At 48.9% G+C, this 25,589-nt stretch carries 27 protein-coding genes; 8 read left to right on the forward strand and 19 right to left on the reverse strand.

The window, feature by feature from the left end:
* The 5 genes from WDV75_RS05725 to WDV75_RS05745 form a co-directional block, all read right to left on the reverse strand.
* Nucleotides 1-528: an integrating conjugative element protein gene (locus WDV75_RS05725; protein WP_273572397.1), complete on the reverse strand. Its 528-nt coding sequence runs from the start codon at nucleotides 526-528 to the stop codon at nucleotides 1-3.
* Nucleotides 504-1,202, reverse strand: coding sequence for a TIGR03759 family integrating conjugative element protein (locus WDV75_RS05730; protein ID WP_338860852.1), 699 nt, complete (start codon nucleotides 1,200-1,202; stop codon nucleotides 504-506). The genes WDV75_RS05725 and WDV75_RS05730 overlap by 25 nt, the downstream gene beginning before the upstream one ends.
* On the reverse strand, nucleotides 1,202-1,744 hold the full coding sequence (locus WDV75_RS05735) for a PilL N-terminal domain-containing protein (RefSeq protein WP_273572256.1): 543 nt from the start codon (nucleotides 1,742-1,744) through the stop codon (nucleotides 1,202-1,204). Before WDV75_RS05735 ends, WDV75_RS05730 begins: the two co-directional genes overlap by 1 nt.
* Nucleotides 1,745-1,919: 175 nt before the next feature.
* Nucleotides 1,920-2,183: a helix-turn-helix domain-containing protein gene (locus WDV75_RS05740; protein WP_273572258.1), complete on the reverse strand. Its 264-nt coding sequence runs from the start codon at nucleotides 2,181-2,183 to the stop codon at nucleotides 1,920-1,922.
* Between the two features lie 285 nt (nucleotides 2,184-2,468).
* Nucleotides 2,469-3,329, reverse strand: a complete 861-nt coding sequence (locus WDV75_RS05745; protein WP_273572260.1) for an aminoglycoside 6-adenylyltransferase — start codon at nucleotides 3,327-3,329, stop codon at nucleotides 2,469-2,471.
* A 120-nt stretch (nucleotides 3,330-3,449) separates the two neighbouring features.
* On the opposite strand from WDV75_RS05745, the gene WDV75_RS05750 reads away from it, so the two are divergent.
* Both WDV75_RS05750 and WDV75_RS05755 read left to right on the forward strand, forming a co-directional pair.
* Nucleotides 3,450-4,535, forward strand: coding sequence for an AAA family ATPase (locus WDV75_RS05750; protein ID WP_273572262.1), 1,086 nt, complete (start codon nucleotides 3,450-3,452; stop codon nucleotides 4,533-4,535).
* Nucleotides 4,496-5,188, forward strand: coding sequence for a DUF4276 family protein (locus WDV75_RS05755; RefSeq protein WP_273572264.1), 693 nt, complete (start codon nucleotides 4,496-4,498; stop codon nucleotides 5,186-5,188). The genes WDV75_RS05750 and WDV75_RS05755 overlap by 40 nt, the downstream gene beginning before the upstream one ends.
* 178 nt (nucleotides 5,189-5,366) lie before the next feature.
* On the opposite strand, the gene ltrA is transcribed toward WDV75_RS05755, so the two are convergent.
* From ltrA to WDV75_RS05825, 14 genes are all read right to left on the reverse strand, one after another.
* Nucleotides 5,367-6,704 carry a group II intron reverse transcriptase/maturase gene (ltrA, locus tag WDV75_RS05760; RefSeq protein WP_338803455.1) on the reverse strand — a complete coding sequence of 446 codons (1,338 nt, stop codon included), beginning with the start codon at nucleotides 6,702-6,704 and terminating at the stop codon, nucleotides 5,367-5,369.
* Nucleotides 6,705-7,265: 561 nt separating this feature from the next.
* Nucleotides 7,266-7,778 carry a single-stranded DNA-binding protein gene (gene ssb / locus WDV75_RS05765; protein WP_338860856.1) on the reverse strand — a complete coding sequence of 171 codons (513 nt, stop codon included), beginning with the start codon at nucleotides 7,776-7,778 and terminating at the stop codon, nucleotides 7,266-7,268.
* A 16-nt stretch (nucleotides 7,779-7,794) separates the two neighbouring features.
* Nucleotides 7,795-8,004: a hypothetical protein gene (locus WDV75_RS05770; protein WP_273571248.1), complete on the reverse strand. Its 210-nt coding sequence runs from the start codon at nucleotides 8,002-8,004 to the stop codon at nucleotides 7,795-7,797.
* Between the two features lie 76 nt (nucleotides 8,005-8,080).
* The gene (locus WDV75_RS05775) at nucleotides 8,081-8,545 is read right to left on the reverse strand and encodes an STY4534 family ICE replication protein (RefSeq protein WP_273571246.1); all 465 of its coding nucleotides are present in this window, start codon (nucleotides 8,543-8,545) and stop codon (nucleotides 8,081-8,083) included.
* Between the two features lie 314 nt (nucleotides 8,546-8,859).
* Nucleotides 8,860-10,866 carry a DNA topoisomerase III gene (locus WDV75_RS05780; RefSeq protein ID WP_273571245.1) on the reverse strand — a complete coding sequence of 669 codons (2,007 nt, stop codon included), beginning with the start codon at nucleotides 10,864-10,866 and terminating at the stop codon, nucleotides 8,860-8,862.
* 12 nt (nucleotides 10,867-10,878) lie between these two features.
* Nucleotides 10,879-11,592: a PFL_4669 family integrating conjugative element protein gene (locus WDV75_RS05785; RefSeq protein WP_273571243.1), complete on the reverse strand. Its 714-nt coding sequence runs from the start codon at nucleotides 11,590-11,592 to the stop codon at nucleotides 10,879-10,881.
* A 76-nt stretch (nucleotides 11,593-11,668) separates the two neighbouring features.
* A complete protein-coding gene (locus tag WDV75_RS05790; protein WP_273571241.1) occupies nucleotides 11,669-12,064 on the reverse strand; it encodes a hypothetical protein in 396 nt (131 codons plus the stop codon).
* Between the two features lie 19 nt (nucleotides 12,065-12,083).
* Entirely contained in the window at nucleotides 12,084-13,319 is a 1,236-nt protein-coding gene (locus WDV75_RS05795) for an STY4528 family pathogenicity island replication protein (RefSeq protein WP_273571239.1), read from the reverse strand.
* A 91-nt stretch (nucleotides 13,320-13,410) separates the two neighbouring features.
* On the reverse strand, nucleotides 13,411-13,668 hold the full coding sequence (locus tag WDV75_RS05800; RefSeq protein WP_273571254.1) for a hypothetical protein: 258 nt from the start codon (nucleotides 13,666-13,668) through the stop codon (nucleotides 13,411-13,413).
* A 19-nt stretch (nucleotides 13,669-13,687) separates the two neighbouring features.
* Nucleotides 13,688-14,278 carry a DUF2857 domain-containing protein gene (locus WDV75_RS05805; RefSeq protein WP_273571237.1) on the reverse strand — a complete coding sequence of 197 codons (591 nt, stop codon included), beginning with the start codon at nucleotides 14,276-14,278 and terminating at the stop codon, nucleotides 13,688-13,690.
* A gap of 80 nt (nucleotides 14,279-14,358) precedes the next feature.
* On the reverse strand, nucleotides 14,359-15,945 hold the full coding sequence (locus WDV75_RS05810) for a ParB family protein (RefSeq protein WP_273571235.1): 1,587 nt from the start codon (nucleotides 15,943-15,945) through the stop codon (nucleotides 14,359-14,361).
* Between the two features lie 3 nt (nucleotides 15,946-15,948).
* Nucleotides 15,949-17,313: an SPI-7-type island replicative DNA helicase gene (gene dnaB-PI / locus WDV75_RS05815; protein WP_273571233.1), complete on the reverse strand. Its 1,365-nt coding sequence runs from the start codon at nucleotides 17,311-17,313 to the stop codon at nucleotides 15,949-15,951.
* Entirely contained in the window at nucleotides 17,297-17,695 is a 399-nt protein-coding gene (locus WDV75_RS05820) for a hypothetical protein (RefSeq protein WP_273571231.1), read from the reverse strand. The genes dnaB-PI and WDV75_RS05820 overlap by 17 nt, the downstream gene beginning before the upstream one ends.
* Nucleotides 17,692-18,579: a ParA family protein gene (locus WDV75_RS05825; RefSeq protein ID WP_273571229.1), complete on the reverse strand. Its 888-nt coding sequence runs from the start codon at nucleotides 18,577-18,579 to the stop codon at nucleotides 17,692-17,694. The genes WDV75_RS05820 and WDV75_RS05825 overlap by 4 nt, the downstream gene beginning before the upstream one ends.
* Nucleotides 18,580-18,863: 284 nt before the next feature.
* Between WDV75_RS05825 and WDV75_RS05830 the strand changes: the two genes are divergently transcribed.
* From WDV75_RS05830 to WDV75_RS05855, 6 genes are all read left to right on the forward strand, one after another.
* Complete coding sequence (locus tag WDV75_RS05830) at nucleotides 18,864-20,135, forward strand: tyrosine-type recombinase/integrase (RefSeq protein ID WP_273571252.1); 1,272 nt, start codon at nucleotides 18,864-18,866, stop codon at nucleotides 20,133-20,135.
* A 140-nt stretch (nucleotides 20,136-20,275) separates the two neighbouring features.
* On the forward strand, nucleotides 20,276-20,482 hold the full coding sequence (locus WDV75_RS05835) for a helix-turn-helix transcriptional regulator (RefSeq protein ID WP_273571227.1): 207 nt from the start codon (nucleotides 20,276-20,278) through the stop codon (nucleotides 20,480-20,482).
* 108 nt (nucleotides 20,483-20,590) lie between these two features.
* A complete protein-coding gene (locus WDV75_RS05840) occupies nucleotides 20,591-23,029 on the forward strand; it encodes a toprim domain-containing protein (RefSeq protein WP_273571226.1) in 2,439 nt (812 codons plus the stop codon).
* Nucleotides 23,030-23,997: 968 nt separating this feature from the next.
* The gene (locus WDV75_RS05845) at nucleotides 23,998-24,120 is read left to right on the forward strand and encodes a hypothetical protein (protein WP_255430643.1); all 123 of its coding nucleotides are present in this window, start codon (nucleotides 23,998-24,000) and stop codon (nucleotides 24,118-24,120) included.
* Nucleotides 24,121-24,233: 113 nt separating this feature from the next.
* Nucleotides 24,234-25,310, forward strand: a complete 1,077-nt coding sequence (gene moeB / locus WDV75_RS05850) for a molybdopterin-synthase adenylyltransferase MoeB (RefSeq protein WP_273571224.1) — start codon at nucleotides 24,234-24,236, stop codon at nucleotides 25,308-25,310.
* Between the two features lie 18 nt (nucleotides 25,311-25,328).
* A complete protein-coding gene (locus tag WDV75_RS05855; protein ID WP_099118155.1) occupies nucleotides 25,329-25,589 on the forward strand; it encodes a MoaD/ThiS family protein in 261 nt (86 codons plus the stop codon).

Genomic DNA, 25,589 nt, shown 5'->3' on the forward strand with positions numbered 1-25,589 from the left:
CTATTGAGAGAGCGCCGTTTCGGTGATCAACACCGGATAATGTTGCAGTTGCAACCGGCGAGCCAATTCCGAACCGGCAGCCGGCGATAACAAGACATCCGGCGCTAATGCCCGCAGTGACTGTAAACCGGCTATCTCACTGACATTGACAACCAGCCCCACAGCGTGCAATTGCTTGAATCGGGTGGCATTCTGGCTTAACCACTGGCGTGAGTCAGGATCATCGCCAATCAGAAATAACGCCCCAATGCCCGGCAATTGCAGTGATCGACTTATCACCTGCCCCGGTGTCAGTTCCGGTGTTTTAACGGGCAACATCGCGGCTTCGCCAACCATTTCTGGTAAGGAATACGGGGGTCGTGCAGGAATATCCCCCGGTTGGGCATGAATACTTTCATAAAAAGGCGAGGCATCCTGGCCGCCTAAATCAGCAATGACATTCAGTTCGGCCTGGCAGGTATTAATCCATAACAGGCCGATAATGGGGAATACGCTCAACCGTTTCATTGTAATGACGTGACCTGCCATCCTTGATCTCCTTGTCGCAGCAATACCGGCATCAGCCCTTTACCAAACCGGAACCAGTAACCCGCATCATGATTCAGTGTGATTTGCCGGTTGCGTACCCGTTCAACGGGGATATGATGGTCTTTGGCCCACAGCCGTAAGGTGTCATCATTACGTTGGCTGTCTACCAAATAAATATCAACGGGCGGGTTAGCCGCCAGGACTTCGCTCAAACGGGTTTCACATTGTGGACAATCTTTGGCTCTGACAAACAGTGCCAGCCGGCCATTTGTCCCGCGCGATGTTGTCATATTGACTGGCAGCACATCCGGAAACAGCCGCTGCCAGGCCGCATCCACTTCCCGCTGGAAGCGCAATTCTTTCTCGGTACGGGCAAATTCTGATTTAACCCACTGTTCAGCATAACGACGGCGTTCGGCATCACTGTCGGCTTCAATGCCTAATGTAGTCAGCGGATCAAGCCCCGGTGACTGGATACCCCGTGGCCCCTTCACCAGGTGCTGATAACGCTGGTATTCATCGGCACTTAGCTTCCACTGTTCAGCCTGGCTTTTCAAGGGTTGCGGCTGGCTTTCTGTCGATGGTGTCTGCTGCGAAGCTAACGGTGCCGGTGTGGCTGCCCACACTGAACTGCTCAGTAACCAGACCAATAAACCGAAACGATGCCATTTCATCAATGCCCTCCCTGCTGCGTTTGTTTAGCTGAATCAGGTAGCTGATAGCCTTGTCGTAAATGATGACAAACCACTCGCTGCACCTCATCCACGTCCAGTTGCCAGGCCGGGCCTGCCATGATTTGCAATGCGGTGCGCAACCGGATTGGGCCTAACTGATAGTGCACCGAGGGCAATGGCTGGCGATATAAGATGTCATGGGTTTTATCCGGTGCACATAACGAGTAACCTGATTGACGCAACACGTAATGCAGTGCATCAGCAACCGTCGGTTTCAGCGACGCAGGGATATGGATATCAACCAATTGGGAAAGCGGGGCACGTTGTGCTTCTGTCGGGTCGGTACTGGCCAGCAAATAACGGCCATAACGAACAACTTCAGGTTGTTGTCCATAAATATCCGGTGAAACAGGCTGAATGTTGCGTGTCAGTGTGACGGAAGGAAAACGACTTTGGGAAGGCTGAGATAGCGGTTGTTTTACGGGAGTCTCGCATCCCGTCAGTATGACCGCCATTAAGCCGATTAACACGTTTATTTTCATGCCAGATAGGTTCCTGCTCAGTCGTAAAATAATCCTGACTATGCAAGGAACCCGGTGATGTATTCAATGAACAACTCAACTGTGTTTGCTGAAAATAAAGGTGTCGTAATAGGAAATAACGGATAAACCCTGAACCGGTATTATCGTATTACGTGGCATGGGTAATAACGGAACATTATTCAGCCACCGATTGACGTCTTCTCCGCTCAATCAACTTACCGTTGCGGTCAAAATAACGGCTGGGCCAGATTTCAGATGGCGCCATCTCCAGACAGGTAGCGATGATAAACTCCCCTTTGGGCCATGGGCGGGATAAGGTATTTGCCAGTGTAGAAGAACTGAGTCCCGATTCACGGGATAAAGCGGCGAGTGTGGTACCACGCTTGCGTAATGCACAAATAATTTCGGCTGGGTGCCAGTCTTGTTGAGTGTGAGTCATACCTGCTTCCCCTTCTGTTGATTATTGGTGGTAGTTCAGACAGGGTTTGCAATACCGGGAGTAACCGTCCGGCGAGACCGAAGCCTCCCCTGCCTGAACCGCCATTGAAGGTGCGATAGCAGGCACACTGGCAGAAAATTTCTACCAGTGGGTTACTCTTTAACAGGGTTGCAAATCCCCGACTATCAGATGTGCTGATAGCTTTTTTACTTTAACCGATTGAGTTATCTAATTCAATAATCGAACATGTTAGTTTAACAAGTAAATAAAATATATTCAGAATATTCAAAGTATATGCTGTGACAAAACCTTTCTGTTCAGTTCGGTTATGCGGGTTTCACACTCCTGCGGATAATCGAAACCAATAATTTGGGCAACTTCCCGTCCCAAACGCCCATATAGTTGAGTCGTTGCTTCAAATGCGCGTAGTGCATCAGATGTGTCAAACCGTCCAAAGGTGTTTTGCAATTCAGTCCACGTTTGCGAATCAGTCCATTCCTTTAAATGCAAGCCATTATGCCATAGATCTATCGACTCATTATTTCGAGCAAGTGCACTCCACTCCAACATACACATCAAGAGTTCTTTCATCGTGTTATCACGAAATTTAACCAACCAGAGTTCCCCGCGAGACAAATATTTAGGTATGTGGAAAGCTTCAAACCAAAATTCTTCAACTGAAGTTTTGAATTCGTACTGTGATGGAAGCTGTCTCACTGGAAATCCGTATGTTGAAACAGGAAGCACTTGGGTAATCGACGTTCTGTCGAATAGTACTCTATACCCTCGTTCATAGAGTTCATCAAGAATTCCACTCTCTGCCATGTAGTGAATACGATCAATACCCGCCAAGGTGAAATCGATTTTTACGCCATTGTTATAAATGGCAAGACGTGTGGCCCATGCTTGATGTTCATCTGGATCAAGACGAAGCACAGTAATCAGTTCACCAAATTCATGCATCCACTGATCATCTTTCATCAGTGATTTTGGGTCGGATACAATGATTTCAATATCAATATCCGAAAGGTCATCACTGGAATTATCTTTTCGGGCCAGAGAACCAGTCTGAATCAGTGCCTGAACGTTGTCTGCATTCTCCGCCCATTTGATAATGGCTTTCAGACAATTATCCCGCGATTGCATATTACTTACTCCATTTCACTAAAAAAAGGACGCAAAGCCAGCGACCAAGACAATACTTATTTTATTGTTTACCTTAAGATAGTGCACAATTGAGTCACATGATGCTGAAAAGGCAAAATTATGAAACCAATAACTGATAATGACCACTTAAGTAGAATTAAGATAACAGGCTACAAATCTATCGCAAAATGTGATTTACCAATGGGAAGCCTGAATATCCTTATTGGGGCCAATGGTGCCGGAAAATCCAATTTCATCAGTTTCTTTCGTTTGTCCTCCGTCCTGCTCGATCAGCGCTTACAATCTCTTGTTGGTAAAATGGGGGGACCCGATACCCTCTTACACTTTGGTCGCAAAAAAACCGAGTTTATGGGGGCTGAACTTTCTTTTGGCCACAATGGTTATAAATTTGAACTGGAACCGACTAATGATAACCGCATGATGTTTCGCCATGAATCACTCTTTTGTGACAGTAAAAGAGAATATGATATTGGTGCCGGACATTTTGAATCTCAGGTTAATCATACGAACCTTGAAAATGACACCTTACCGAGCCCGCTTCGTTGGCGGGTATATCATTTTCATGATACGAGTGACAGTGCCAAAGTTAAACAAACTTACCGCATTAATGATAATGATTACCTGCGGGAAGATGGGGCCAATTTAGCGGCATTTCTGTATCGTCTGCAAAAAAATCACCAACAACATTACACCCGCATTATCAAAGCCATTCAGATGGTCGCGCCGTTTTTTGGTGATTTTTATTTACGATCCACACCGGATAATGCCGACTACATTCAACTCGAATGGACAGAAAAAGATCAGGATATTCCTTTTAAAGCCAGTGAACTTTCTGATGGTACTTTGCGCTTTATTTTACTCACGACTGTGCTACTGCAACCCGAAGATTACATGCCCGATTCTATTATTATTGATGAACCTGAACTCGGACTCCATCCCTATGCCATCAATGTATTGGCGGGTTTGATTAAAAATGCCAGCAATAAACATCAACTGATTATTTCCACTCAGTCGGTCGAGCTGGTTAACCAGTTTGATGCTGATGATCTAATTGTGGTCGACAAACAACAAGGCGCTTCTACTTTTAAGCGACTGGATAATGAAACTCTGGCCGAATGGCTTGAAGACTATAGTTTGGGTGAATTATGGAAGAAAAACTTACTTGGCGGGAGACCACAGCGATGATCCGTATCAACGTTTTTGTCGAAGGGCAGACAGAAGAAACTTTCGTGCGGGATGTGGTGGCACCTTATTTTTTTGCACAACATATCTATCTGACACCTATATTAGCCCAGACGAGTTCCAGCCAGAAAGGGGGGATCACGAGTTACGGCAAAGTAAAACACCAAATTACCCGCTTATGCCGACAAGATCCCGGTGCATTCGTCACCATACTTATCGACTACTATGGTCTGCCAACTGATTTCCCTGATTATAACGAACAACGGGATAATGCGGCCAACGAACGGGTCGTGAAGCTGGAGCAGGCTTTCGCTAATGATATCGGACAGGCTAATTTTATTCCCAATCTGTTATTGCATGAATTTGAAGCGTTACTATTTTGCCAACCCGAAAAATTTGCAGACTGGCTTGATGACCATGCACCAATTGCCGCACTACAGGCCATCAAAGATGAATTTGATACACCTGAAGATATCAATAACAGCCCGCAAACGGCCCCGTCTAAACGTATTCTGGCAATCATTCCCAATTATCATAAAACTTTACATGGTCCACTGATCGTCGGTGATATTGGTTTAGATATCATTCGCGCCCAATGCCCACATTTCAATCAGTGGCTAAATAAGCTGACCATACTGGCCACTCGTATTAAATAAGCCACACCATTTTACCCGTAAATTAAGGTTGAGGATAAGCCCTGTGATAACAGGGCAATAAGTTTAACCACTCGTAGAGTAGGCCTCAAGTTTGATGTCATCTCCCCAGCGGCCCCTCGTCAAACCGTGCGTGCGGTTTTCCCGCACACGGCTTTCCGACTGTCTTCTTCCTGCTGCATTACGACGTTACAAGGCGAGCATACCGACTGACTTCGTTTCCGTTTATCGACAGACTATACAACTTAAATAACCCGTGATACTTGTAGAACCAGCTCGGCGGATGGTCCCTCCATCCTTTAGTTCGCTTCTTGTGCTTCTTCCTCAACATAATACAGAGTGTCCATATCGTGTAATTTGCGATGCTTTTGAAATGCATCCGGGAGTTGCACGTCTTGAAATAATTACCCCACCCTCTAAGGATTGGGTTTATTTCTGTTCTGATTAGCTCCGGAAGATCCCGATGCTGACCTTTTCGTGTCACTTCACGAATCTTTCGCTTTACTCTTTTCATCGCTTCTGGTGAGGGGTAGTAATAGGTTCTCAATTTTCCATCCCTTTTGGACGGCTGCACTGCAAACCTGTGCCCCAGAAAGTCAAACGGTGACTTTATTGCATGAACGACTTTCGTCTTTTCGGTATTTAGCGTCAATCCAAGCCGATCAAGTACCTTACAGGCTTGAGCCAGATAAAACCTCGGTGCTTTCTTACACAAAATGACAAAGTCATCGGCATAACGAACAAGATGAGCGTCATGCTCACGCTGATTGAATCCCTCTTTTTCCCAGATATGATCCAGCCAGTGCAGGTAAAGATTAGCCAGTAGTGGAGATATCACGCCTCCTTGTGGAGTTCCTGCTATCCCCGCTTTCAGGTTTCCCTCTTCCATTACTCCAGCTTTCAGCCACATTTCAATCAGTTTCACAACTGAGCGATCTATGACTCTGGTTCTCACCGATAACAACAATTTATCATGGGGGATAGTGTCAAAATAAGACTTCAAATCAGCATCTACCACCCAGTAACATTTAAAATTTAGCCACTTATAGATTTCTCTCAGCGCCTGCTGCGCATTTCTGCGAGGCCGAAAGCCATATGAAAAATCTTTAAAACTCGCTTCGAAAAGCGGTTCTATGACTATCTTTACTGCTGCCTGAACTACACGATCTTCAATAACAGGTATGCCCAGTGGTCTTTCCTTTCCATCCGGTTTAGGAATGTAAACCCTACGCACCGGTTGAGGAGAGTACTTCTTTTGAACTAGCTTCTTCTGGATGTCTTGCAGAAAGTTACCTACACCAATTTCAGTTTCAATCTTATCGATTGTTAACCTGTCAATTCCTGAAGAACCTTTATTGGCTTTAACCTGCGTCCATGCCATAACAAGCACACGACCACTACATACCTTGTCATACAGAACACCAAATTTACGTTTTGGATCCGCCTTGGCTGCCAGGTATAGCTTGCGTTGCAGTACTCGTACCTTTTCAAATGCCGTGTTTAGAGCTTTCGCAATCACGTAGTACCTCCTGTAACAACAGGCATGACAGAAGTAGAGGTCCTTCCCTACGGTCAGGTTATGTTGTCCCTACCATCAACAGTACTATGACCTCCTCCGACTCCTCTATCCTGCATCTCTCAGAATTTCAGCGGTTACCTTATATCTTTGATTACGCAGTGGGTTAGACTACGACAGGGAGAGGTCTCGTTCGTTCCACTCAGTGCTATACATGCATCCCATCCTCAATACCCCGGATCCCTGTCATGACTTCATATGGTTGTTAATCCATCATGATTCACTGGCCTTCGCCCCCATTCTAAAGGCTCGGCAGGATCACCCTACACCACACTCTCCCAGCATAACGGTATGGCTGAAATTTACGAGGCTTGTTCAGGTTCACTTGCGTTACGGGCTGCATACTTGCGCGCACCCACAGTCTGGGTCAGGGGTCACGTTTATCCGGCGTTGCTCCCGTGTTTCAGTCACCATCCACACGTACGCCATAGCTACGCAGTCAAATCAACCAACTACTGCGGCAGGACTTTCACCTGCAAGACACTGAGCAGCTTAGCGAACCGCTCAAAACGGGATCTCATCTCCCCAGTCTACTTCTTCCTCTTTCGGTAACACAGCAGGTTGTACTGCCGGAGTCACCTTTCTTTCCTTATTGGCGGGTTTAGAAGACGGTGGCTTCGGTGCTGGCTTATGCCCAGTTTGCTGAACCGCCGTCTGTTTTGCATCTCCACGGCTGCCCAGCATCTGCATCGTGCCATTCACATTCACTACCACTTCGGTTGAATAGCGATCCTGCCCCTGTTGATCCTGCCATTTGCGCGTTTGCAACTGGCCTTCAATGTAAACCTGGGCGCCTTTTTGCAGGTACTCCGCCGCAATTTCGGCTAATTTGCCGAAGATCACTACCCGGTGCCATTCGGTTTTCTCCCGTATTTCACCGGTTTGTTTATCCCGCCAGCTTTCTGATGTTGCCAGTGACAGCGTTGCCACGGTACCGCCGGTTGGCAGGTAACGGATCTCCGGATCTTGTCCCAGATTACCGATTAAAATCACTTTGTTGATACCCCGTGAAGACATATCGATTTCCTTTCTGTTACGCTGACTGACGTTGTGTCCAGCGCCCCTGTTTCAGGGCAAATTCCGCCTGCTCACGGCGGGCAAAATATTCCATAGACTCACGGGAGCAGGGCACGCCGCCCTCTATCGTGCCGATATAAAAGCCTGCACGGGTTTGTAACACCGTTAACGGTAATTGCTTATAACAATATTGCAGTGCCAGAACGCCAATGGGGGGAATAGTCATCTCTGTACCCTATTGTATTTGTTAGCAAAGAGACTGCCCTGAAACATCAGGGCAAGTCAGTGGAGTAGAATGAATATCAGAATGAGTTTTCTGCATATTCGGCTTGCGCAACACCGTTTTGTGGCGGCGTCGAATCGGATTGTTCGGCCTGATACACTTTGTCCTGCCCGATTTTAATCCAGTCCACTTTAATCAGGCGGGCTTTCAGGCTGACGCGCTGTTCACCGGCATGATCGCCGCGTTTCAGGGTAAAAATATCGGTGGACGGGTTACTTAAGGTAAAGCCCAGCAACACTTTTTTGTCCTCGTCAACGGCTTTCTGGCAACGACCCACCAGGCTGGTCGCCTCCTTACCGACCACGGTAATATCAAAACGGACATAGACCGGATTATCACTGGGACCATTTAACGCATTAATCACACAGCTCAGGAACGTGCCACTGGCGGTGCTGACATGGCGGATATGATTCAAATAGCCGAGTCCCTTGATATTCAGGTTGAAATAGTCGTTTTTGGTTAATGCTGTTGCGTTCTCAGACATACGATGTTCTCCATGGAGGTAAACAATAAGGGGTAACGGAGAAAATCCTGTCCCCTGGCGGGAAGGTTTTTCCCCGCCGGGTGTCAGACAGATACGTTACTGACGTGCTGATAAAGAATAATGAACCTTCATTGCCGTTGAGCTGGCAATATCTGCTTCCAAAGGTGGGCAGATGTACCGCGTTGAGGCGCTCCCTTTCAGGCTACGGGAGTTTTACAGCCACCCGGAGGCGATCGTTGCAGGCTCACCGATCATTTAAGAAACAGGTTGATTCTTAAAGCATCCCATCAACACGTCAATCAACAACCAGATCTTCATGTCCGTTGATTTGCCCGCCGGGCTTTGCGCGATTGCGTGGCCGCTTTGTCATTCAGCATCCCTTTACAGGCCGGATAGTTCACGCAGCCCCAGAACGGCGCGGTTTTTCCCTGCCGTTGCCGCATCCGGCCGCCACAGTTCGGGCATTCGGGTGTTTTCGGCAACGTCAGATGCAGCGGCTGTGCCTTGCCGCGCTCGACTAAATGCACAAGCCACTGCGCCTGTTTTTGCATAAAAACCGCCAGCGACGCTTTACCCTGTGCAATATCTTCCAGCGATTGTTCCCATAACGCGGTCATCCCCGGATCGGTCAGTACCGCCGGCAGCCCGGCAATCAGTTCCTGCGCCAGCGGCGTTGCGTGGATCGCTTTCTTTTTTCGCTCAATCAGCTGGCGTTTAAACAACGTATCCAGAATGCCGGCCCGGGTCGCTTCCGTACCCAGCCCGGCACTTTCTCGCAGGACTTGCTTTAATTGCGGATCACTGACCAGACTGGCGGCATTTTTCATCGCGGCAATCAGGGTACCTTCAGTAAACGGGGCCGGCGGTTTGGTGTACAGTGACTGAATTTTTGCCTCAATCACCTGACAGCAATCGCCCTGGTTAAGGGCCGGCAGGGGTAAATCGGCTTCCTGCTCGTCTTCCTTTTCGTGCCCTCTCGTTCCATCTGCAAACAGTGCCTTCCAGCCTGTGATCACATTCACCCGGCCTTTCACCCGGAATAACTGCCCGCCGATATCCAGTGTTACCGCAGTCACATCGGTTTCCTGCACCGGCAGAAATTGCGCCAGATAATACTGACGGATAAGCTGGTAAATCTTTAACTCGTCGGTTGTTAACCGGGTGAGATCAAAAGCATGACGTGTGGGAATAATGGCATGGTGTGCCGTGATCTTGTTGTCATTCCAGACCCGGGAAACACCTTGTTTATCCAGCTGGCTGATAAGGGTCTCCATAGCCGGGTCGGTGCGCACCAGTGCTGTCAGCACGACAGGAATATCTGCCTGCATGGACGCTGGCAGATAGCCGCAATCCGTACGCGGATAGGTGGTCGCTTTATGGGTTTCATACAGGGACTGGGCAATCGCCAGCACCTGGCTCGCGCCCATGCCCCAGTGACGGGAAGCGGTCTGCTGCAATGTCCCCAAATCAAAACAGAGCGGCGGGGGCGTTTTCTCCCGTTTTTTGCTGACATCCATGACGGTGGCGTGTGTTGCCTGCTGACAACGTTGCTGAACGGCCTGAACAATATCCGGCTTAATACAACGGTTTTCTTCATCACACTCATCCGTTACCGGCTGCCATTTGGCCCGAAAACGCATGCGGTCTTTTTCCAGTTTAGCCACCAATTGCCAGTAAGGTTTTGGCTCAAACCGGGCGATGGCCTTATCCCGGTTCACCACCAATGCCAGTGTCGGGGTCTGCACCCGCCCGATGGACAGCACCTCGCCAAAACCCAGGGCCTGCGCTTTCAGGGTATACAAACGGGTCAGGTTGATGCCCGTTAACCAGTCGGCCCGTGCCCGTCCCAGTCCGGCCTGATAAAGTGCTGCTGTCTGCTCACCCGGCAATATCGCCGCCAGTGCCTGCCGGATGCTGGTTTCATCCAGTGCCGACAACCAAAGACGCCTGACCGTACCGGTGAAATGGCAATACTCCAGCAACTCCCGCGCGATAACTTCCCCTTCGCGGTCGGCATCAGTGGCAATAATCACCTCATCGACCTGTTTCAATAATTGCTGGATCACCGCAAACTGCCCGGCCGTCTCTTTTTTGACTGTCCATTGCCATTGCGAAGGTAGCACCGGCAGCACCGCCATCCGCCACGGCGGACCAAATTGCTCGCCATAGTGTTCGGGCGCGGCCACCTCCAGCAAATGCCCGATGGCCCAGGTGACAATCACACCGGAACCGAAGAGAAATCCCTGCCCGCGCTGTTTCACCCCCAGGACTTTGGCAATGTCTTTGGCCTGGGAGGGTTTTTCACACAGATAAAGTGGCATAGTTGCCCTCCCTCAGCCTTGCGCAGCCGGGCGCAATGGCGGCGAGAAAACCGACCGCAACTTGCCTGACAAAATGTCGGGATGGGGTTCACCCAGCAGTTTAATGGCCTCAAGCCCGGCCGGCGTTTTTTCCGCAATATCCTGCCGGGTGACCGCCAGTGAACGGTAAGAGCGTACAATGCCATAAATCTGGCGAACGGCACGGCTGCCATTGTGCAGAAAGGCATCACGATCTGAACGTGAAATCAGCCCATAATGGAAAACCTGAAACGTTTTCATCGCCAGCTGGTCGTAACCTACCAGCAGCCAGACACAGCGATAGCCTAATGGTGAATGGCTGTAAACCCCGATATTCAGCGGTTCGACGGAGGAAACGGCGGATAAGGTGATCTGCTGTGGTACCGCGTTCAACGTATCCTGCAAAGTGGCAAGACTCTGCTGGAGATTGACGGAAGCCTTATCCAGCGCTTGTTCCAGCTTCACCAGCCAGGTATCGGCATACGGATTATCGGCAGCGGCATCCACACTGATCGTGCCCGCGCGTTTAATCACCTGCGGCATCCCAAGAATGCCTGAAAATTTTCGTGGATTGCTGATCTCTTCCCGTCTGCGCCCTGCCCACAGACGGATGGCATAGTGGGTATGCAGTTCAATCGTTAATGAGGAGGTTAATACCCCGGCGCGTAAACGCGGCTGGGATGGTGATTTGTCTTCTGAATCAGACATGCACAAAGACTCCTTTGCCTTGATAAGTCAGTAGAACTATCAAGGCAAAGGCGTTTGCGACTCAACGAATAACCAGTTATGGGAAACGGGAAAAAGAGTGAATTTTATTCGCGACCAAAAGTGATGTTTTTTTAGCCTCATGTGCCACGGGCACAGGCATCTGTTTTTTAACCACCCCTGACACAGGCAACACAGGAGGATTTCCAGCTTCTGTTGTATCGCTCAAAACAGAACATTTTTTAACCGCGTGTGCCACGGGCACAAGCGTATGCTTTTTAACCGCCCCAGGCTCAGGTAACCCAGGATGATGTCCAATCTGGAGTACCTCGCTCAAAACCGTGCACTTTTTAACCGCGTGTGCCACGGGTACAGGCGTATACTTTTTAACCATACCAGGCTCAGGTAACCCAGGATGATGTCCAATCTGGAGTACCTCGCTCAAAACCGTGCACTTTTTAATCGTGTGTGCCACGGGCACACACGCCTGTTTTTTAATCAATATTATCATTGCGGTATTTTGCCATTGTCAGCCGCTGACGGATATCTTTCACCATATTACGCACATGGGCTTGTGAGGAAGGTGAAGCAGATCGCACGACCTGTTGAGTGCATTCAACAGGTACCTTAGCCGAGGCTGGCGGGGTAACCGCCGTTTCAGGTTGTTCATATAATTTCCCCTCCCGTGCCCGTTTCATCATCACCAGCAACCAGCCGACCGGATTACCAATTTTCCCGGCCCGTAGCGCCTTATCCAGACAGTTCAACACGGTTTGTGCCTGCTCAGCGGGCAACGCTTGCAGCTGGCTGTTCAGCATCGTTACCGCTTCCGGCTCCAGTTGTCGGCAAAGTCCTTCTGGCAGAAAAAGCGCGGATTGCGGATCAACGTATGTTTTTTTATTCACACTCTGTGTGAAAGAACGTACATAACGGTTCGGTTTAGCTGATCCACTATAAGACGTTGATTGCAGACTGAGTTCGGATACCGAATTCAGCTCAGCCTGCCCCATGGGTGGACTCAGTTCGGTTTCCGAACCCGGCTGAATTCCCCTGAGTTCGGTTTGCACCGCTTCCTTTTGCAACTCAGATCCCAGCTTCTGGCGCATGACACTTTGCTGCGGAGTCTGCACGGCATTCAGCCTTGCTTCCAGCAGGTGAATATGGCTGTGACGATGGCGCATCAGCGGATCGTCTTTGATGTCGGTCAGGACGTCCCGGGCCGTCTGGCTGATGGTGCGGTTCTTACTGCGGCAGGCTTCCGCCACCGTATCCAGCCAGTGGGGATCTAACATCTCGGCATCACGGCAGGTCAGCGGCTCATCGTGTTGCGCATAAATATTGCCCCGCACCCGCCCGTGTTCATCCCGGATACGCTTACATAAACTCAGCCAGCCGGTGATCCGCAGCATCAGTAATACCCGGCTGACCGTTTCACGGGAGGCTTTACCTTTATAAGGCGAGGCCAGCAGTACCTGCAATTCGTCATAACTGGGGAAAACCGCCCCTTCATTTTGCTGCGCGTACAGGCGGATCATCATCCAGCCCGTTTTATCCAGTGGCGACAGGCGATCATCCAGCAACAGACGGCGGGGATAGGCATCATGAATATTGCCCATAAACAGCAGGCCACTGCGCAGTTGTGAGACGTCATTGTCCGCCTGTTTTTCCAGACGCATTTTCATTTTGGCAATGGTGTGTGCAATTATGCTGTCGGCGGACAGGTTCATCATGTTCCCTTTTCTGCGGCGTTAGCCCTAAAAAATAATGTCAGGGCTGCACCCTGTTGCAACAGGGTGCAGAATGACATAACTTCAGTCACATTCAGGATTTACGAATTTCATTGTTGTAGCGTTCATGGAGCATCAGCTCCCACGATTGCCCGTTATCACGGCTTAACAGCCGCCAGAACAAGCCCACATTGATTTTCAGATACCCCTTGCCTTTTTCTTTCAGCCGGACGTAATTACGCTCGCCCTGCTGGTAGCACCGTACCTGATGTTGCGCTTTATGGCGCAGTGACAACGGTGCGGTGGCGGGCACATGCAGGCCGGGGACCATTTCCGTTAATTTTCCTGACATCATTTCCCGTTCTGTTTTTTTAACTGAGGGCTTTCATGCCTGTTTTTTTGACAGGCTCAGGTGCCCCGCTGTGCTGCCAGTCCTTCACGGCACGCCAGACGGACGTCAGCGAGACCGCATGGTGCTCAGCCATCGCCATCATGAGATCCAGCCCTTCAGCACTGTCCGCATCGGTAATCATTGCCGCCTGCCAGCGTTGCCACAGGTGACGGCTTTCCTCTTCCGTCAGGGGCGAGCCGCGCCCCGGCCGGACTGCCATGCCGGCAATCCGCCGCCGGGCGGCGATTTCCAGACTGGACAGGCCAAAAAAATAGTGCATCAGCTCGATAGAGCCGCCTAATTCCAGTGCCCGGTCAATCCGTTGCATCCGCTGCTGCTCGATACGCGCCTGTTGTAAGAGGCGCACCAGATTGGTGTGATGAATATGGACATTCAGCACCGACACCGGGCTGTTACCCAGATAGTGCAAATCCTCAATCGTCAGGCGCTGCAACATCAGCATCTCGCTGGGGGCCAGCCCCAGCGCCTCACAACGGCGGATATAGCCGTTCTTCAAATCCATCACCAGCTGCATCAGCAGGCTATTTGTCACTTGCGATAAATGATTCATCCACTTCCTCCACTATCAGGCCAGTCAAAATGTCATGAACAACACATTGGAAAACAGATACCCCGCACGATGCACCGGGATCACGCCATCGCTATCATCTCTGATGTCATTTGACGCTGAAGCTCACGCAGACGACGGAGCACCCGGATAAGCCGCAGGAACTTGACGGTCTGGGTATCATCCAGTAACGGTAGACCTTCCTGTCTGGCGGTACCGAGCAAAACGGCAGCCAGCGTCAGTTCACCCCGATCAGCTGTGCTCTCTCCGGTCAGGCTGAACAATAAAGACGAAAAAGGATGGGTATCCTGCCCATCAGTCAGGCAGAAGCCCGCCGAATCCACCGTTGATACGGGCAGTAAATCACCGTCACATGCCATCACTTCTGCCAGTTCAAACGCCAGCCGGAATGCCATGTTTTGCAGATGTTCAATATCATCCTGCATTGGGGAAATCGCCCAGACCGAACTGACCGGCTCCAGCCCCGTCTGGGCAAAAGCCAGGCATTCGGTTTCAGGGACAGGCAGTGCGGATTCAGGTGGGTTATCCGCGCTATCCGGCTGATAAGGCGGAATAACCGGATTTAACGGCGCAGACCCGGGTGCCTTATCAACCAGCGCGGGTTCCGGCGCAGGTGCCTGCACGGCCCGGGCGGTGGACTGAGAAGGGGGGCGCGGGTTCGATTCCCTGTCTGGCGCTCGAACCCGCGCCGTTTTTTTCGTTTCAGGCTCTGCCGGTACCGGCACAGGGTCAAACGTGCTGGCCTGCTCACCAAAGAGCTGTCGGCGGTTGCTTTCTTTCGGATCTAATTCCAGTACCCAGCGGTCGTAATTAAGCTGCGGGTGTGGCAGGGCCGGTAATAAATCACCAATCAGCTCATCCCGGAACATCTCCGGCGACCAGATTTCCGGCGCATCAAACTTGCGGCAGCAGGCCCCAAAAACTTCATCAAAAGTGACGGCAGGTTTTAGGTTTATACTGGCCACATGCTGTTGCCAGACGGCATCGGCATCCTGTCGTAATGCCAGCAATGCCCGGATTTGCGCGACGCCCAGCCCCGAATTCAACAGGTTGGGCATCCACGGGTACAGGTACTGCACCGTATCTTCCATCCGGCTGATATAACTGCGACTGACAGGAAAACCGGCTGCCCCCAGCAGGGCAGACAGTTCACTTTGGGTGATTTTCTGCTGTTTCTGCGCTTCATAAAGGGTTCTGGCCTTGCAGACACCTAACGCTTTTTCAATAAAGCTGAGTTCACCCCGCAGCTCATTTTCGGCCAGGTGCCCGATAACACACTGTAAACGCCCCGGCCACGGTTTAAACAGGCAATGAACCCGATAAAAATGTTCATCCCCGGTCTCCTGCCACAATTCGGACAGAATTTGATAGCGCGTATTCCCGCCATCACTGAAGATATAGACCTCATCGCCATCCGGGTCACGCGTGACTTTCGGCACTGTATCCAGTCCACGGGCTTTTATGGATGCCTTGATATCGTCATAACGCGGGTTGCGGCGGGTGCGGGGGTTATCCGGATTCGGGCGAAGCTGATCGAGCGTCAACACCATTGGCATTTCCGCCATCGGCTGACTGTCATTGCGGGTAGCCACGGCCTGTCTTCCCTGCTGTAACAAAGCATGGCCTAAATTCAACGTATTGCGCCCCATCCTTTACCTCCCGCCGCTGTCGATATCCGAAAAACGCGTATACCGGCCGTCAAACCGCACACGCACCGTGCCGGTCGGTCCCTGACGCTGCTTACCGATAATGATCTCTGCAATCCCAGCGTCCGGTGTTTCCGGGTGGTAGACTTCATCGCGGTAAAGATGAAGAATGAGATCGGCATCCTGCTCCAGCGAACCGGAATCCCGCAGGTCGCCGTTGTTCGGACGTTTATCGGCACGGCCTTCCACCTGCCGGTTCAGCTGGGACAACGCCAGCACCGGACACTCCAGCTCTTTGCCCAACGCTTTCAGGCTGCGGGAGATATCGGCAATTTCCTGGGTGCGATTTTCCTGCCCGGGGGCGCACATCAACTGGAGGTAATCCACCATAATCAAAGCGGGTTTGCCGTATTGGCGGGTATAACGGCGAGCACGGGCACGTAATAGCGCGGGGGTCTGGTAACTGCAATCATCAATAATCAGCCGCTTATCCCATTGGGCAAACTGATCCAGACTCTGGCTGATGCGTCCCCACTGTTCATCATCCAGCAGACCGCTGCGCAGCGCACTTAATGCTACGCTGCCTTCCATCGCCGACAAACGCAGCATCAATTGGGCGATCGGCATTTCCAGGCTGAAAATCTGTACCACCGCATCGTCCCGATGCCGCAGGGCACCGAGACAACAGGCCAGCCCCAGTGCCGTTTTCCCCATGGAAGGACGGGCGGCCAGCAGAATGAGGTCGCCCGCCTGTAAGCCACAGGTCATGTCATCCAGCTCCTGAAAACCTGTGGGGGTGCCCGTGATGCCGTTGCTGCCCTGTATGCGTTCCAGATGGGCAATCAGGGTATCTGCGCCTTGCAGCAGGGTCACGGCCTGATGTTGCCGAACGGCGCCCTTCTCCGCCAGATTAAATAAGTGACTTTCTGCCTGCTCAATCAGGGTTTCTGACTGGATATTAGGTTGGAAGACTTCCGCGCTGAGGGATTTCCCCAGTGCCAGTAACTGACGTAACCGGCTTTTTTCCGCCACAATGCGGGCATATTCCTCAATATTGGCGGCACTCGGTGTGTTCTTACACACTTCCGCCACATAAGCAAAACCGCCGGCGCTGTCTATTTGTCCCCGCTGTGTCAGCCTGTCGGTCAGGGTAATGAGATCAAACGGGCAATTTTTTTCGCTCAGCTCCGCAATAGCCTGATAGATTATTCGGTGTGCCGGGAAGAAAAAATCGTCGGCCGCCAGCAACTGAACCACACTATCCCAGCGATCATTGTCCAGTACCAGTCCGCCAATTACCCCCACCTCGGCATAAGCATAGCTGGGTTCCGCTTCACTGATGGCCTGTAAAGCCTCATGATCCAGATTCATGGGTCACCTCCCTGTTGACGGCATTCAGTGCCCTCACTAAACGCTGTTGCAGGTGGGGAGAAGACACCCAGAACAGCACATCTTTTGCGGTTAAATATTGCGGCTTGCCCTTTTCCCAGCCACATTCCATCAGTGTCAAATCATCCGATATACCAGGCACCCACAGTGACAATCCACGCAATTCCTCTTCGTGACGGGGAATGAAATACTCCACCTTCTCAGGAGAAACCGCCCAGATAACGGATAATAATGTCCGGAGCTTTGCCTCTGCTGCCCGACGATCCGGCGCATCGACAAATACAAACCATTCATCCCGTGTATCCGTAAACGGTAATGCTGCATGGTCATAACAAAAACAGACCGCTCGCCAGATAACATTCATTGTGCATCCCCCGTCGGCTGGTTAATCAACACGGCATCAAATTTCGCTTGCCATTCAGGGAACAATTCACAGGCCAGACTGTACATGGTCTGGGCGGCGGCGGGACTTTTTCGGGTGGTTTTATACTCAAGACGATGAACGGGCTGGGCACGAACATGCCCCAGTTTGTAGATATCCAGCAGATCTATTCGGGTATTCAGCAACTGATAAACACACCTGCCGCCCAGCGCGGACGCATCATACCGTTGCTGTTCGATAATATCGGTCAGTTCATTGAGCGTGTCGCGATCTAAATTAGTGCCTTCAATGCCATTGGCCAGTATCTGGATCAGCGGAAGCTGAATGCCGTAATTTTCAAATGACTTAAGGCGGGTCAGCATCCGCAGCGTGCCGCGCAGGAACTCCCGCACATCCGGCAAAATCGGTTTAATTACCCCCAGCACAGGATGTGTGGCAGCCAGCACGACCAGCTCCGTCATCACCCCGGTTGCCCCTTTGGAGTCGATAATAATGACATCGTATTGCTGAAAAATGGGATGTTGCAAAATATTGCGCAGACGAAGACGCCCGTCAGGGGCATGCAGCATCGCAGTCGGCAAGAGTTCATCGGGATCATTGGAGACAATAATATCGAGATGGTTGATCACCGAGCGGGAAATGATCCGCTTCGATTCCCTTAGATCCATCGTCTGCATCAACAGCTCATACAGCCCGGTGGGGGCTTCATAGCCCAGGTTAAAAATACTGCTGGAGGTGGGTTGTGAATAATCGGCGTCAATCAGGAGAGTATTTAAACCCGCATCGGCCAAAAATCCGGCCAGATTCGCGGCGTGCGTGGATTTACCTTCTCCGCCTTTGGGAGAAATGATGGGAAGTATCTTCATTTGTACACTCATTAAAGTTAAGCGTACAAATTGCCAGATTAGGCGATTTTACATTGAATTAACTTACGATGGGATTGAAAATCCCCGTGTCGGTGGTTCGATTCCGCCTCCGGGCACCACTTCAACTTCCAGTGAAGTCCAGCCCAGTCAAACAATTTCTCTCAAACCCAGCAAAATCAACACCCTTTCTTATTTTTAGGTCTAGTTTCGTCTGTTGCAATCAAGAGGCAGCGAAGGGCATAATTCGGGGCACTTACCGTTCGATTCAAGGAATGCCCTTAATAATGAAACTCAACGCACGACAAATCGACACTGCAAAGCCCAAAGAAAAAACCTACAAACTTGCCGATGGTGGCGGTCTTTATTTAGAAGTCACTGCTCGCGGCTCGAAGTACTGGCGGATGAAATATTATCGCCCGACCGATAAGAAAGAAGACCGACTGGCATTTGGTGTTTATCCCGCCATATCATTAGCCGATGCCCGTGCTAAGCGCGATGAAGCCAAGAAGCTGATGGCTCAGAGGATCGACCCCAAAGCAGAGAAAAAAGGCACACCAACACCCGCCAAAGTTAACACCTTTGAACAGGTCGCCCGTGCATGGCACGCCAGCAACAAACGCTGGAGCGACAGCCACCGTCAAAAAGTGCTGCGCAGCCTTGAGCAGTCTATTTTCCCGCATATCGGTGCACGCGATATTACCACATTACGCACCAGCCAGCTTTTAGCGCCCGTCAAAGCCATTGATGAACAGGGCAAACACGATATAGCACAACGGCTACGCCAGCGTATCACCGCTGTCATGCGTTATGCTGTCCAGAATGATATTCTGGAAACCAACCCGGCCAATGATATGGCTGGCGCACTTACCACCACCAAATCCCGTCACCATCCCGCCCTGCCCCATGAATGTTTACCGGATTTTCTAAACCGATTGTCTGCTTACCGCGGGCGCTTACTGACCAAGATCGCGGTAAGGCTGGCGCTGCTGACGTTTGTGCGCTCCAGCGAACTGAGATTTGCCCGCTGGCAGGAAATTGACTTCGAAAATGCGGTGTGGAAAATTCCCGCCACACGAAAACCCATCAAAGGCGTTCGCTTCTCTGAACGCGGCATGAAAATGAAAACGGATCACATCGTGCCGCTGAGCCGTCAAGCTGTCTCGTTATTCAAAGAGTTGAACGTACTGAGCGGCAACTGCGAAGTGGTATTCCCCAGTGATCATGATGCTGCGAAAGTCATGAGCGAAAACACGGTTAACAAGGCATTACGGGCGATGGGCTACGACACTCAAACCGATGTCTGCGGGCATGGCTTCCGTACAATGGCACGCGGTGCAATGGGCGAATCCGGTCTGTGGAGCGATGATGCCATCGAACGCCAGCTCAGCCATATCGAACGAAACAACGTCCGGGCGGCGTATATTCACACTTCTAAACATCTGGATGAACGGCGGCTGATGGTGCAATGGTGGGCGGATTATCTGGATGCCAACCGGGAAAATTCCATTACACCGTATGACTTCGCCAAGCCGCTGCGCGACAGCAAGAGCCGTTAGTACAATTTGTAACCCGTTTAATTTTCATCGGGAGAAAAACAATTAACGCTGTTCATTAAGTCTTGCTTTTTAAATAATCCGCCTGTCATCAAACAACGTCCACAATGATATTTCAGGGACTGGGTAACAGGAGAAGTGACATGACAGTGGCAGCATTGAAAACAAGCCTGATTCGTTTGCCAGAAGTACAACGCAGAACGGGTTACAGCAAAGCGTGGATCTACAAACTGATTAGTGACGGCGCATTCCCGAAACAGGTCAAGATTGGCCCGCGTTCCGTTGCTTTTATTGAAGCAGAGATTGATGACTGGATTGCCCAGCGTATTGCTGAATCGCGGGCGGCATAACACAGAAAAGAAGATGACATAAGACACGTAACATAAAAATACAACGCCCCGAAGTGCGGCACACACTGCGAGGCGTTTCACCAACAACCATTAAGCAAGGTAAAAATGATGGCTGATACACAGCATACCCAAACTCGCCCCAAATTTACAGTTCAAAAAACATCAGGCAGCCAAAAACCGCTTGATCTTATCCAGACCGTGAAAACTTCGGCTATGTATTCCTGGCAAAATCTGTTGCCCGCTTGTGGTATTGATATCCCCGCAAAGGGAAAGCATGGCGCTTGTCCTATCTGCGGTGGCACCGACCGTTTTCACTTTATCGATGATCACCATCATGGCAACTGGCATTGCCGCCAATGTGATTATCCAAACTATGGTGATGGACTGGATTTAGTGGCAAGAACCAAAGGGATCTCTGTTACTGAGGCGGCAAAAGTTGTTGCTAATGTATTGGCGCTACCTTTGCCAGCCCCCAAGCCAGCCAAAGGATCCCATTATCCAACACTACCGATTGCCGAAAGAGTGGCGGCACTGATGGCACAAACTGTCGCCGGGCAATCACCCTATCTGACTGCAAAGGGTCTGAAACACCTTGATCAGCGGCTACTGTTTGATAATTCGACAGTGCTGGTACTGACAGCACTGGATAAAAAAGTCGCAGGCGCTCAAATCATCAAACCCAATGGCGAGAAAAAATTCTTCCCCGGCAGCCAGAAAAAAGGCGCGTTTATTCCCTTGACAGCGCTGGAAGAGCATCCGGAGACGGTAATTATTACCGAAGGTTACGCCACGGCACTCACGGTTAGCCAGCTCTATAAAGGCACTGTTCTGGCGGCGCTGGATGAGGGCAATTTATCTTCTGTTGCCAAAGCCATTCGGGAACGCTGGCCGGACACCAAAATCATTATTGCCGCAGATAATGACTGGCACCGCCCCGACGAGCTGGATAAGAACGGGAAACCCAAAGTGAATGTCGGCAAGATCTCAGCAGAAAAAGCTGCCCTTGCGGTGAATGGTTGGGTTACGTTACCACCGACAGAACATAAAGCCGATTGGGATGATTATCGCCAGCAAAATAGTGTGAAAATAGCAGAGCTGGCCTTTGTTCAGGGGCTTTATCAACCGACACCAACCAAGAAAAAAGCAGCCACTCAGCCCAATGACGTCGAGTCTTCTAAGCTGACATTATGCCAGATGGGTGCCAGCCAGCGCGGAGAAGTGTTGCTGGCGCGTTATGACAGCAATTTGGCGTTGGATGGCGCTTCGGAAACCGTCCATCACTATGATGGTATTGTCTGGCGTCCGGTCAGTGACCGCGATTTAAAACGGGAAATGGTCGCGGCCTTTATGGAAGAGAAATTACCGTACTCACCTCATGGTATCAGTTCTGCGGTGGATGCCCTGAAATTGCAGCTTCCCATGATGCAGCCGCCAGAGCGCCACTTAATCGGATTCAGTAACGGTGTATTTGATCTGAAAGCCTGCCGATTCAGACCTCACCGTAAACATGATTGGTTATTGCTTACCAATGACGTTGAATTCAATTCCCCCATTTTGGCGGAAACGCTAAAAGACCATGCCCCGCAGTTCTGGCAATGGCTTAACCGGGCAACAGCCAACTGTGAGAACAAGTTTGATCGCGTGCTGGCAGCCCTATTTATGGTGCTGGCGAATCGTTACGACTGGCAGTTGTTTCTGGAAATCACTGGCGCCGGAGGCAGTGGTAAAAGCATCTTTGCTGAAATCTGTTCAATGCTGGCGGGTAAAGGTAATACTGTTTCAGCAAGTATGTCTGCATTAGAAATTCCACGGGAACGGGCGTTGATTGTCGGCTATTCGCTGATTATCCTGCCAGACCAGACCCGCTATGTGGGCGATGGCTCAGGTATTAAGGCCATTACAGGCGGCGATGAAGTGGCTATCGATCCAAAGCATAAACAGCCCTACTCAACCCGCATTCCTGCGGTGGTCTTGGCGGTAAACAATAATGCCATGAGTTTCAGTGATCGCAGTGGTGGTGTATCACGGCGTCGGGTAATCTTCAATTTTTCCGAAGTTGTGCCGGAAAATGAACGTGATCCACTTCTGCGGGATAAAATCGCAGCAGAATTACCCGTGATTATCCGGCATCTGCTGCATCGATTTGCTGATCCACAATCAGCAAGGCGTTTACTGGCAGAGCAACAGAAATCAGATGAAGCGCTGGATATCAAACGCAACACCGATCCATTAGTCGATTTCTGTGGTTATCTGGTGGCTTCCCATGAAACTGACGGCCTGTTAATCGGTAATGCAGAGATTGTGCCGTTCAATCCCCGTAAGTACCTTTATCATGCCTACCTTGCTTATATGAAAGGCAACAATCTGAATAAACCTGTTTCCGTAACCCGTTTTGGTATGGATATGCCGGGCGCACTGGCGGAGTACAACCAGCATTACCTGCGCAAGAAAAGCAAATACGGCATTCGCAGCAATCTGAGTCTGGATCTTGATACTGCCATCGAGTGGCTGCCAAAATTGACAAGGGATAACCTACCAGAAGAATAATTCTTTCTGATTACAGACATTTTTCAAAGAAATATAAAAAAGTGTTCATTCCTGTTCACTCTATAATTTAAACCAGATATATCAATATATTATAGGGTGAATAGTTATTTTTAAACTGTTCACAAGTCTTCACCTCTGTTCACCTTATTTTAGTTTGAGGTGAACGGTTAGGTGAAGAGTGGTGATGAGTTTTATTTCAAGCTATCATCCTTTAACAATATGAATTTAAACAAAAATATTCAAAGGTGAACAGGGTGAACAGTTTTATCCCTAATTCTTTAATACAGGGGGTAAGCAAAAAAATTTTCTCTGGAAGGTGTTTTTCAGCTCTCCGAGTTACTGGGTTAATGTATTAGCCCGGTAACTCGGAGAAGACAAGCATAGCGCGTCAGTGTCGCTCTAAGTAGGTTAAAGTGGTTATCAGCAGGAACTATCGATGATAGAGATATGCCCTAATAATGTTGTATACCCGACATAACTCAATGTTTAGGAACGACGGGAGTACCTGCAAGTTAATGCCCAAGCAATGTATCTACATATACTCTTGTCAGTCAAATTTAAATTTAATTAACAATAACTTCAAAATATAATCCAACGCGTTAGGTGTATATCCCAGATAATTTAAATCAGAGATCATAAAATATGTGACCTGAAGATACATCTACATTCCGAATCGTATTCTTAATCCATTGTTTTAATTAAAAATTAATATTTACGCAAGTATTATGCAAACGCTTTAAAATCATTGTATTACAGATATCGCTGTGCGGAATAACGGATATATTTTCTCCTAGCCAATATCAGAAATGCCGTTATCATTTATCAATATTTCATATACAAGATAGAACATTTTTTTGACAAAAAAACACATTAAATTAACATGAGTTTTGTTCGCAACATAAAATGTAAAATGGTGCGTATATTGACATTTTTTACACTCTTACAAACATATATAGAAGGAAAATAAAATGGATAAAGCTCAAGAATTGGAAATTGCTGTAGCCGAACTGAATGCAGAAAATTCCGATGCGGAAAATGAATTGTTGTTAGATATTACAGGTGTAGTTTCCAACAAAGAGTGGCAAGAATAATACTACATGGCCGCGATGCGGCCATGTCTAAATCACGACTAAAATTCTTAACCATATAATTTTAATTAAAATTAGTTTTTCATCTAAAAACAGACTTTAATATGAGCAATATTATGGGTGATATTCAAGATGTTGAAACAATAACAATTAATGCATTAAAAGAACTTAATAGCTTTCTATTGGTGGATGTTCGGGAAAGCCATGAATTTGCTAATGGCACAATTCCCGGAGCATTAACCCTAGGACGAGGTTTTTTGGAAATTGAGCTAAAAAACAGACAAGTTGAACTAGATCATCCAATTGTTTTGTTTTGTGCTAGTGGGCTTCGTTCAAAATACGCTGCATTGGGCTTAATTGCACTGAATTTCGTTAATATATATTCTCTTGAGGGTGGTTTCGAAGCATGGAAAGCAGGAGGTAATTCTGTAGAACAACCCTCCACAATCTTAAGCCAAACCGAGAAAAACCGATATGCGCGTCATATCTCCTTAAAAGATATTGGACTTCATGGACAATTAAAAATCATGAAGTCTAAAATACTGGTCATTGGAGCAGGGGGACTAGGTTCATCTTGTCTGCTTTATTTGACAGCCGCTGGGGTAGGTGAAATTGCCATTGTTGATCACGATATCGTCGATTTAGGTAACCTACAACGGCAAGTTATCCATAATGAAACGATGTTACAAAAGAAAAAAGTTGAATCAGCCCTTCATACGCTAAAAGCATTAAATTCTGGCATCAAAATAAAAATCATAGATGTTGCCATTAATATCAAGAATATTCAGCCTATTCTGGAGGATTACGATATAATCATCGATTGTACAGATAACTTTAATGCTCGTTATGCGATAAATGATGCTGCAGTAAGGGCAAATAAACCATTAATTTCTGCTGCCGTACAACGATTTACAGGCCATGTAATGGCACGTACTCAACCTTATTCTCCTTGCTACCGCTGTATCTACCCCGAAGCTCCACCAACAACTTTGTCCCCCTCATGCTCTGAGAATGGTGTAGTTGGAATTATTCCAGGTATTTTAGGATTACATCAGGCAAATGAAGCATTGAAAGTTATTCTAAATATAGGTGATACATTAGATGGAAAGCTATTGAAACTTGATTTGTTAAATAATAAATATCAATTATTAGTGACCAAGAGACGCACTGACTGTTTGTGTCAAAACCAATAAATAATTGAAGGAATTAATATGATTACTATATCATTTCCTGAATCTGTTAGCGGAAATAGACAGATTATTATCTCAGCAAATAATCTTTATGAAATATTAAAAGAGATGCAGGAGAAACATATCGATATTTTTTCTTTGATTGCGATATCTAAAGACGATAATCTTAAACTTAAACCTTTCGTTACTCTTTTTATAAATAATGTCATGTCAGTAGAGAGTAATCCTTCATTAAATGATGGTGACATTTTGTCTTTTGAAATAGCTATTTCAGGAGGATGA

This window comes from Xenorhabdus griffiniae (genome assembly GCF_037265215.1).
GTDB classification, from domain to species: Bacteria; Pseudomonadota; Gammaproteobacteria; order Enterobacterales; family Enterobacteriaceae; genus Xenorhabdus; species Xenorhabdus griffiniae.

Excerpts from the sequence above, each read along its gene's own strand:
- WDV75_RS05725 (WP_273572397.1), bottom strand. The coding sequence starts at position 528 with ATGGCAGGTCACGTCATTACAATGAAACGGTTGAGCGTATTCCCCATT.
- WDV75_RS05730 (WP_338860852.1), bottom strand. The coding sequence starts at position 1,202 with ATGAAATGGCATCGTTTCGGTTTATTGGTCTGGTTACTGAGCAGTTCA.
- WDV75_RS05735 (WP_273572256.1), bottom strand. The coding sequence starts at position 1,744 with ATGAAAATAAACGTGTTAATCGGCTTAATGGCGGTCATACTGACGGGA.
- WDV75_RS05740 (WP_273572258.1), bottom strand. The coding sequence starts at position 2,183 with ATGACTCACACTCAACAAGACTGGCACCCAGCCGAAATTATTTGTGCA.
- WDV75_RS05745 (WP_273572260.1), bottom strand. The coding sequence starts at position 3,329 with ATGCAATCGCGGGATAATTGTCTGAAAGCCATTATCAAATGGGCGGAG.
- WDV75_RS05750 (WP_273572262.1), top strand. The coding sequence starts at position 3,450 with ATGAAACCAATAACTGATAATGACCACTTAAGTAGAATTAAGATAACA.
- WDV75_RS05755 (WP_273572264.1), top strand. The coding sequence starts at position 4,496 with ATGGAAGAAAAACTTACTTGGCGGGAGACCACAGCGATGATCCGTATC.
- ssb (WP_338860856.1), bottom strand. The coding sequence starts at position 7,778 with ATGTCTTCACGGGGTATCAACAAAGTGATTTTAATCGGTAATCTGGGA.
- WDV75_RS05770 (WP_273571248.1), bottom strand. The coding sequence starts at position 8,004 with ATGACTATTCCCCCCATTGGCGTTCTGGCACTGCAATATTGTTATAAG.
- WDV75_RS05775 (WP_273571246.1), bottom strand. The coding sequence starts at position 8,545 with ATGTCTGAGAACGCAACAGCATTAACCAAAAACGACTATTTCAACCTG.
- WDV75_RS05780 (WP_273571245.1), bottom strand. The coding sequence starts at position 10,866 with ATGCCACTTTATCTGTGTGAAAAACCCTCCCAGGCCAAAGACATTGCC.
- WDV75_RS05785 (WP_273571243.1), bottom strand. The coding sequence starts at position 11,592 with ATGTCTGATTCAGAAGACAAATCACCATCCCAGCCGCGTTTACGCGCC.
- WDV75_RS05795 (WP_273571239.1), bottom strand. The coding sequence starts at position 13,319 with ATGATGAACCTGTCCGCCGACAGCATAATTGCACACACCATTGCCAAA.
- WDV75_RS05800 (WP_273571254.1), bottom strand. The coding sequence starts at position 13,668 with ATGTCAGGAAAATTAACGGAAATGGTCCCCGGCCTGCATGTGCCCGCC.
- WDV75_RS05805 (WP_273571237.1), bottom strand. The coding sequence starts at position 14,278 with ATGAATCATTTATCGCAAGTGACAAATAGCCTGCTGATGCAGCTGGTG.
- WDV75_RS05810 (WP_273571235.1), bottom strand. The coding sequence starts at position 15,945 with ATGGGGCGCAATACGTTGAATTTAGGCCATGCTTTGTTACAGCAGGGA.
- dnaB-PI (WP_273571233.1), bottom strand. The coding sequence starts at position 17,313 with ATGAATCTGGATCATGAGGCTTTACAGGCCATCAGTGAAGCGGAACCC.
- WDV75_RS05820 (WP_273571231.1), bottom strand. The coding sequence starts at position 17,695 with ATGAATGTTATCTGGCGAGCGGTCTGTTTTTGTTATGACCATGCAGCA.
- WDV75_RS05825 (WP_273571229.1), bottom strand. The coding sequence starts at position 18,579 with ATGAAGATACTTCCCATCATTTCTCCCAAAGGCGGAGAAGGTAAATCC.
- WDV75_RS05830 (WP_273571252.1), top strand. The coding sequence starts at position 18,864 with ATGAAACTCAACGCACGACAAATCGACACTGCAAAGCCCAAAGAAAAA.
- WDV75_RS05835 (WP_273571227.1), top strand. The coding sequence starts at position 20,276 with ATGACAGTGGCAGCATTGAAAACAAGCCTGATTCGTTTGCCAGAAGTA.
- WDV75_RS05840 (WP_273571226.1), top strand. The coding sequence starts at position 20,591 with ATGGCTGATACACAGCATACCCAAACTCGCCCCAAATTTACAGTTCAA.
- WDV75_RS05845 (WP_255430643.1), top strand. The coding sequence starts at position 23,998 with ATGGATAAAGCTCAAGAATTGGAAATTGCTGTAGCCGAACTGAATGCA.
- moeB (WP_273571224.1), top strand. The coding sequence starts at position 24,234 with ATGGGTGATATTCAAGATGTTGAAACAATAACAATTAATGCATTAAAA.
- WDV75_RS05855 (WP_099118155.1), top strand. The coding sequence starts at position 25,329 with ATGATTACTATATCATTTCCTGAATCTGTTAGCGGAAATAGACAGATT.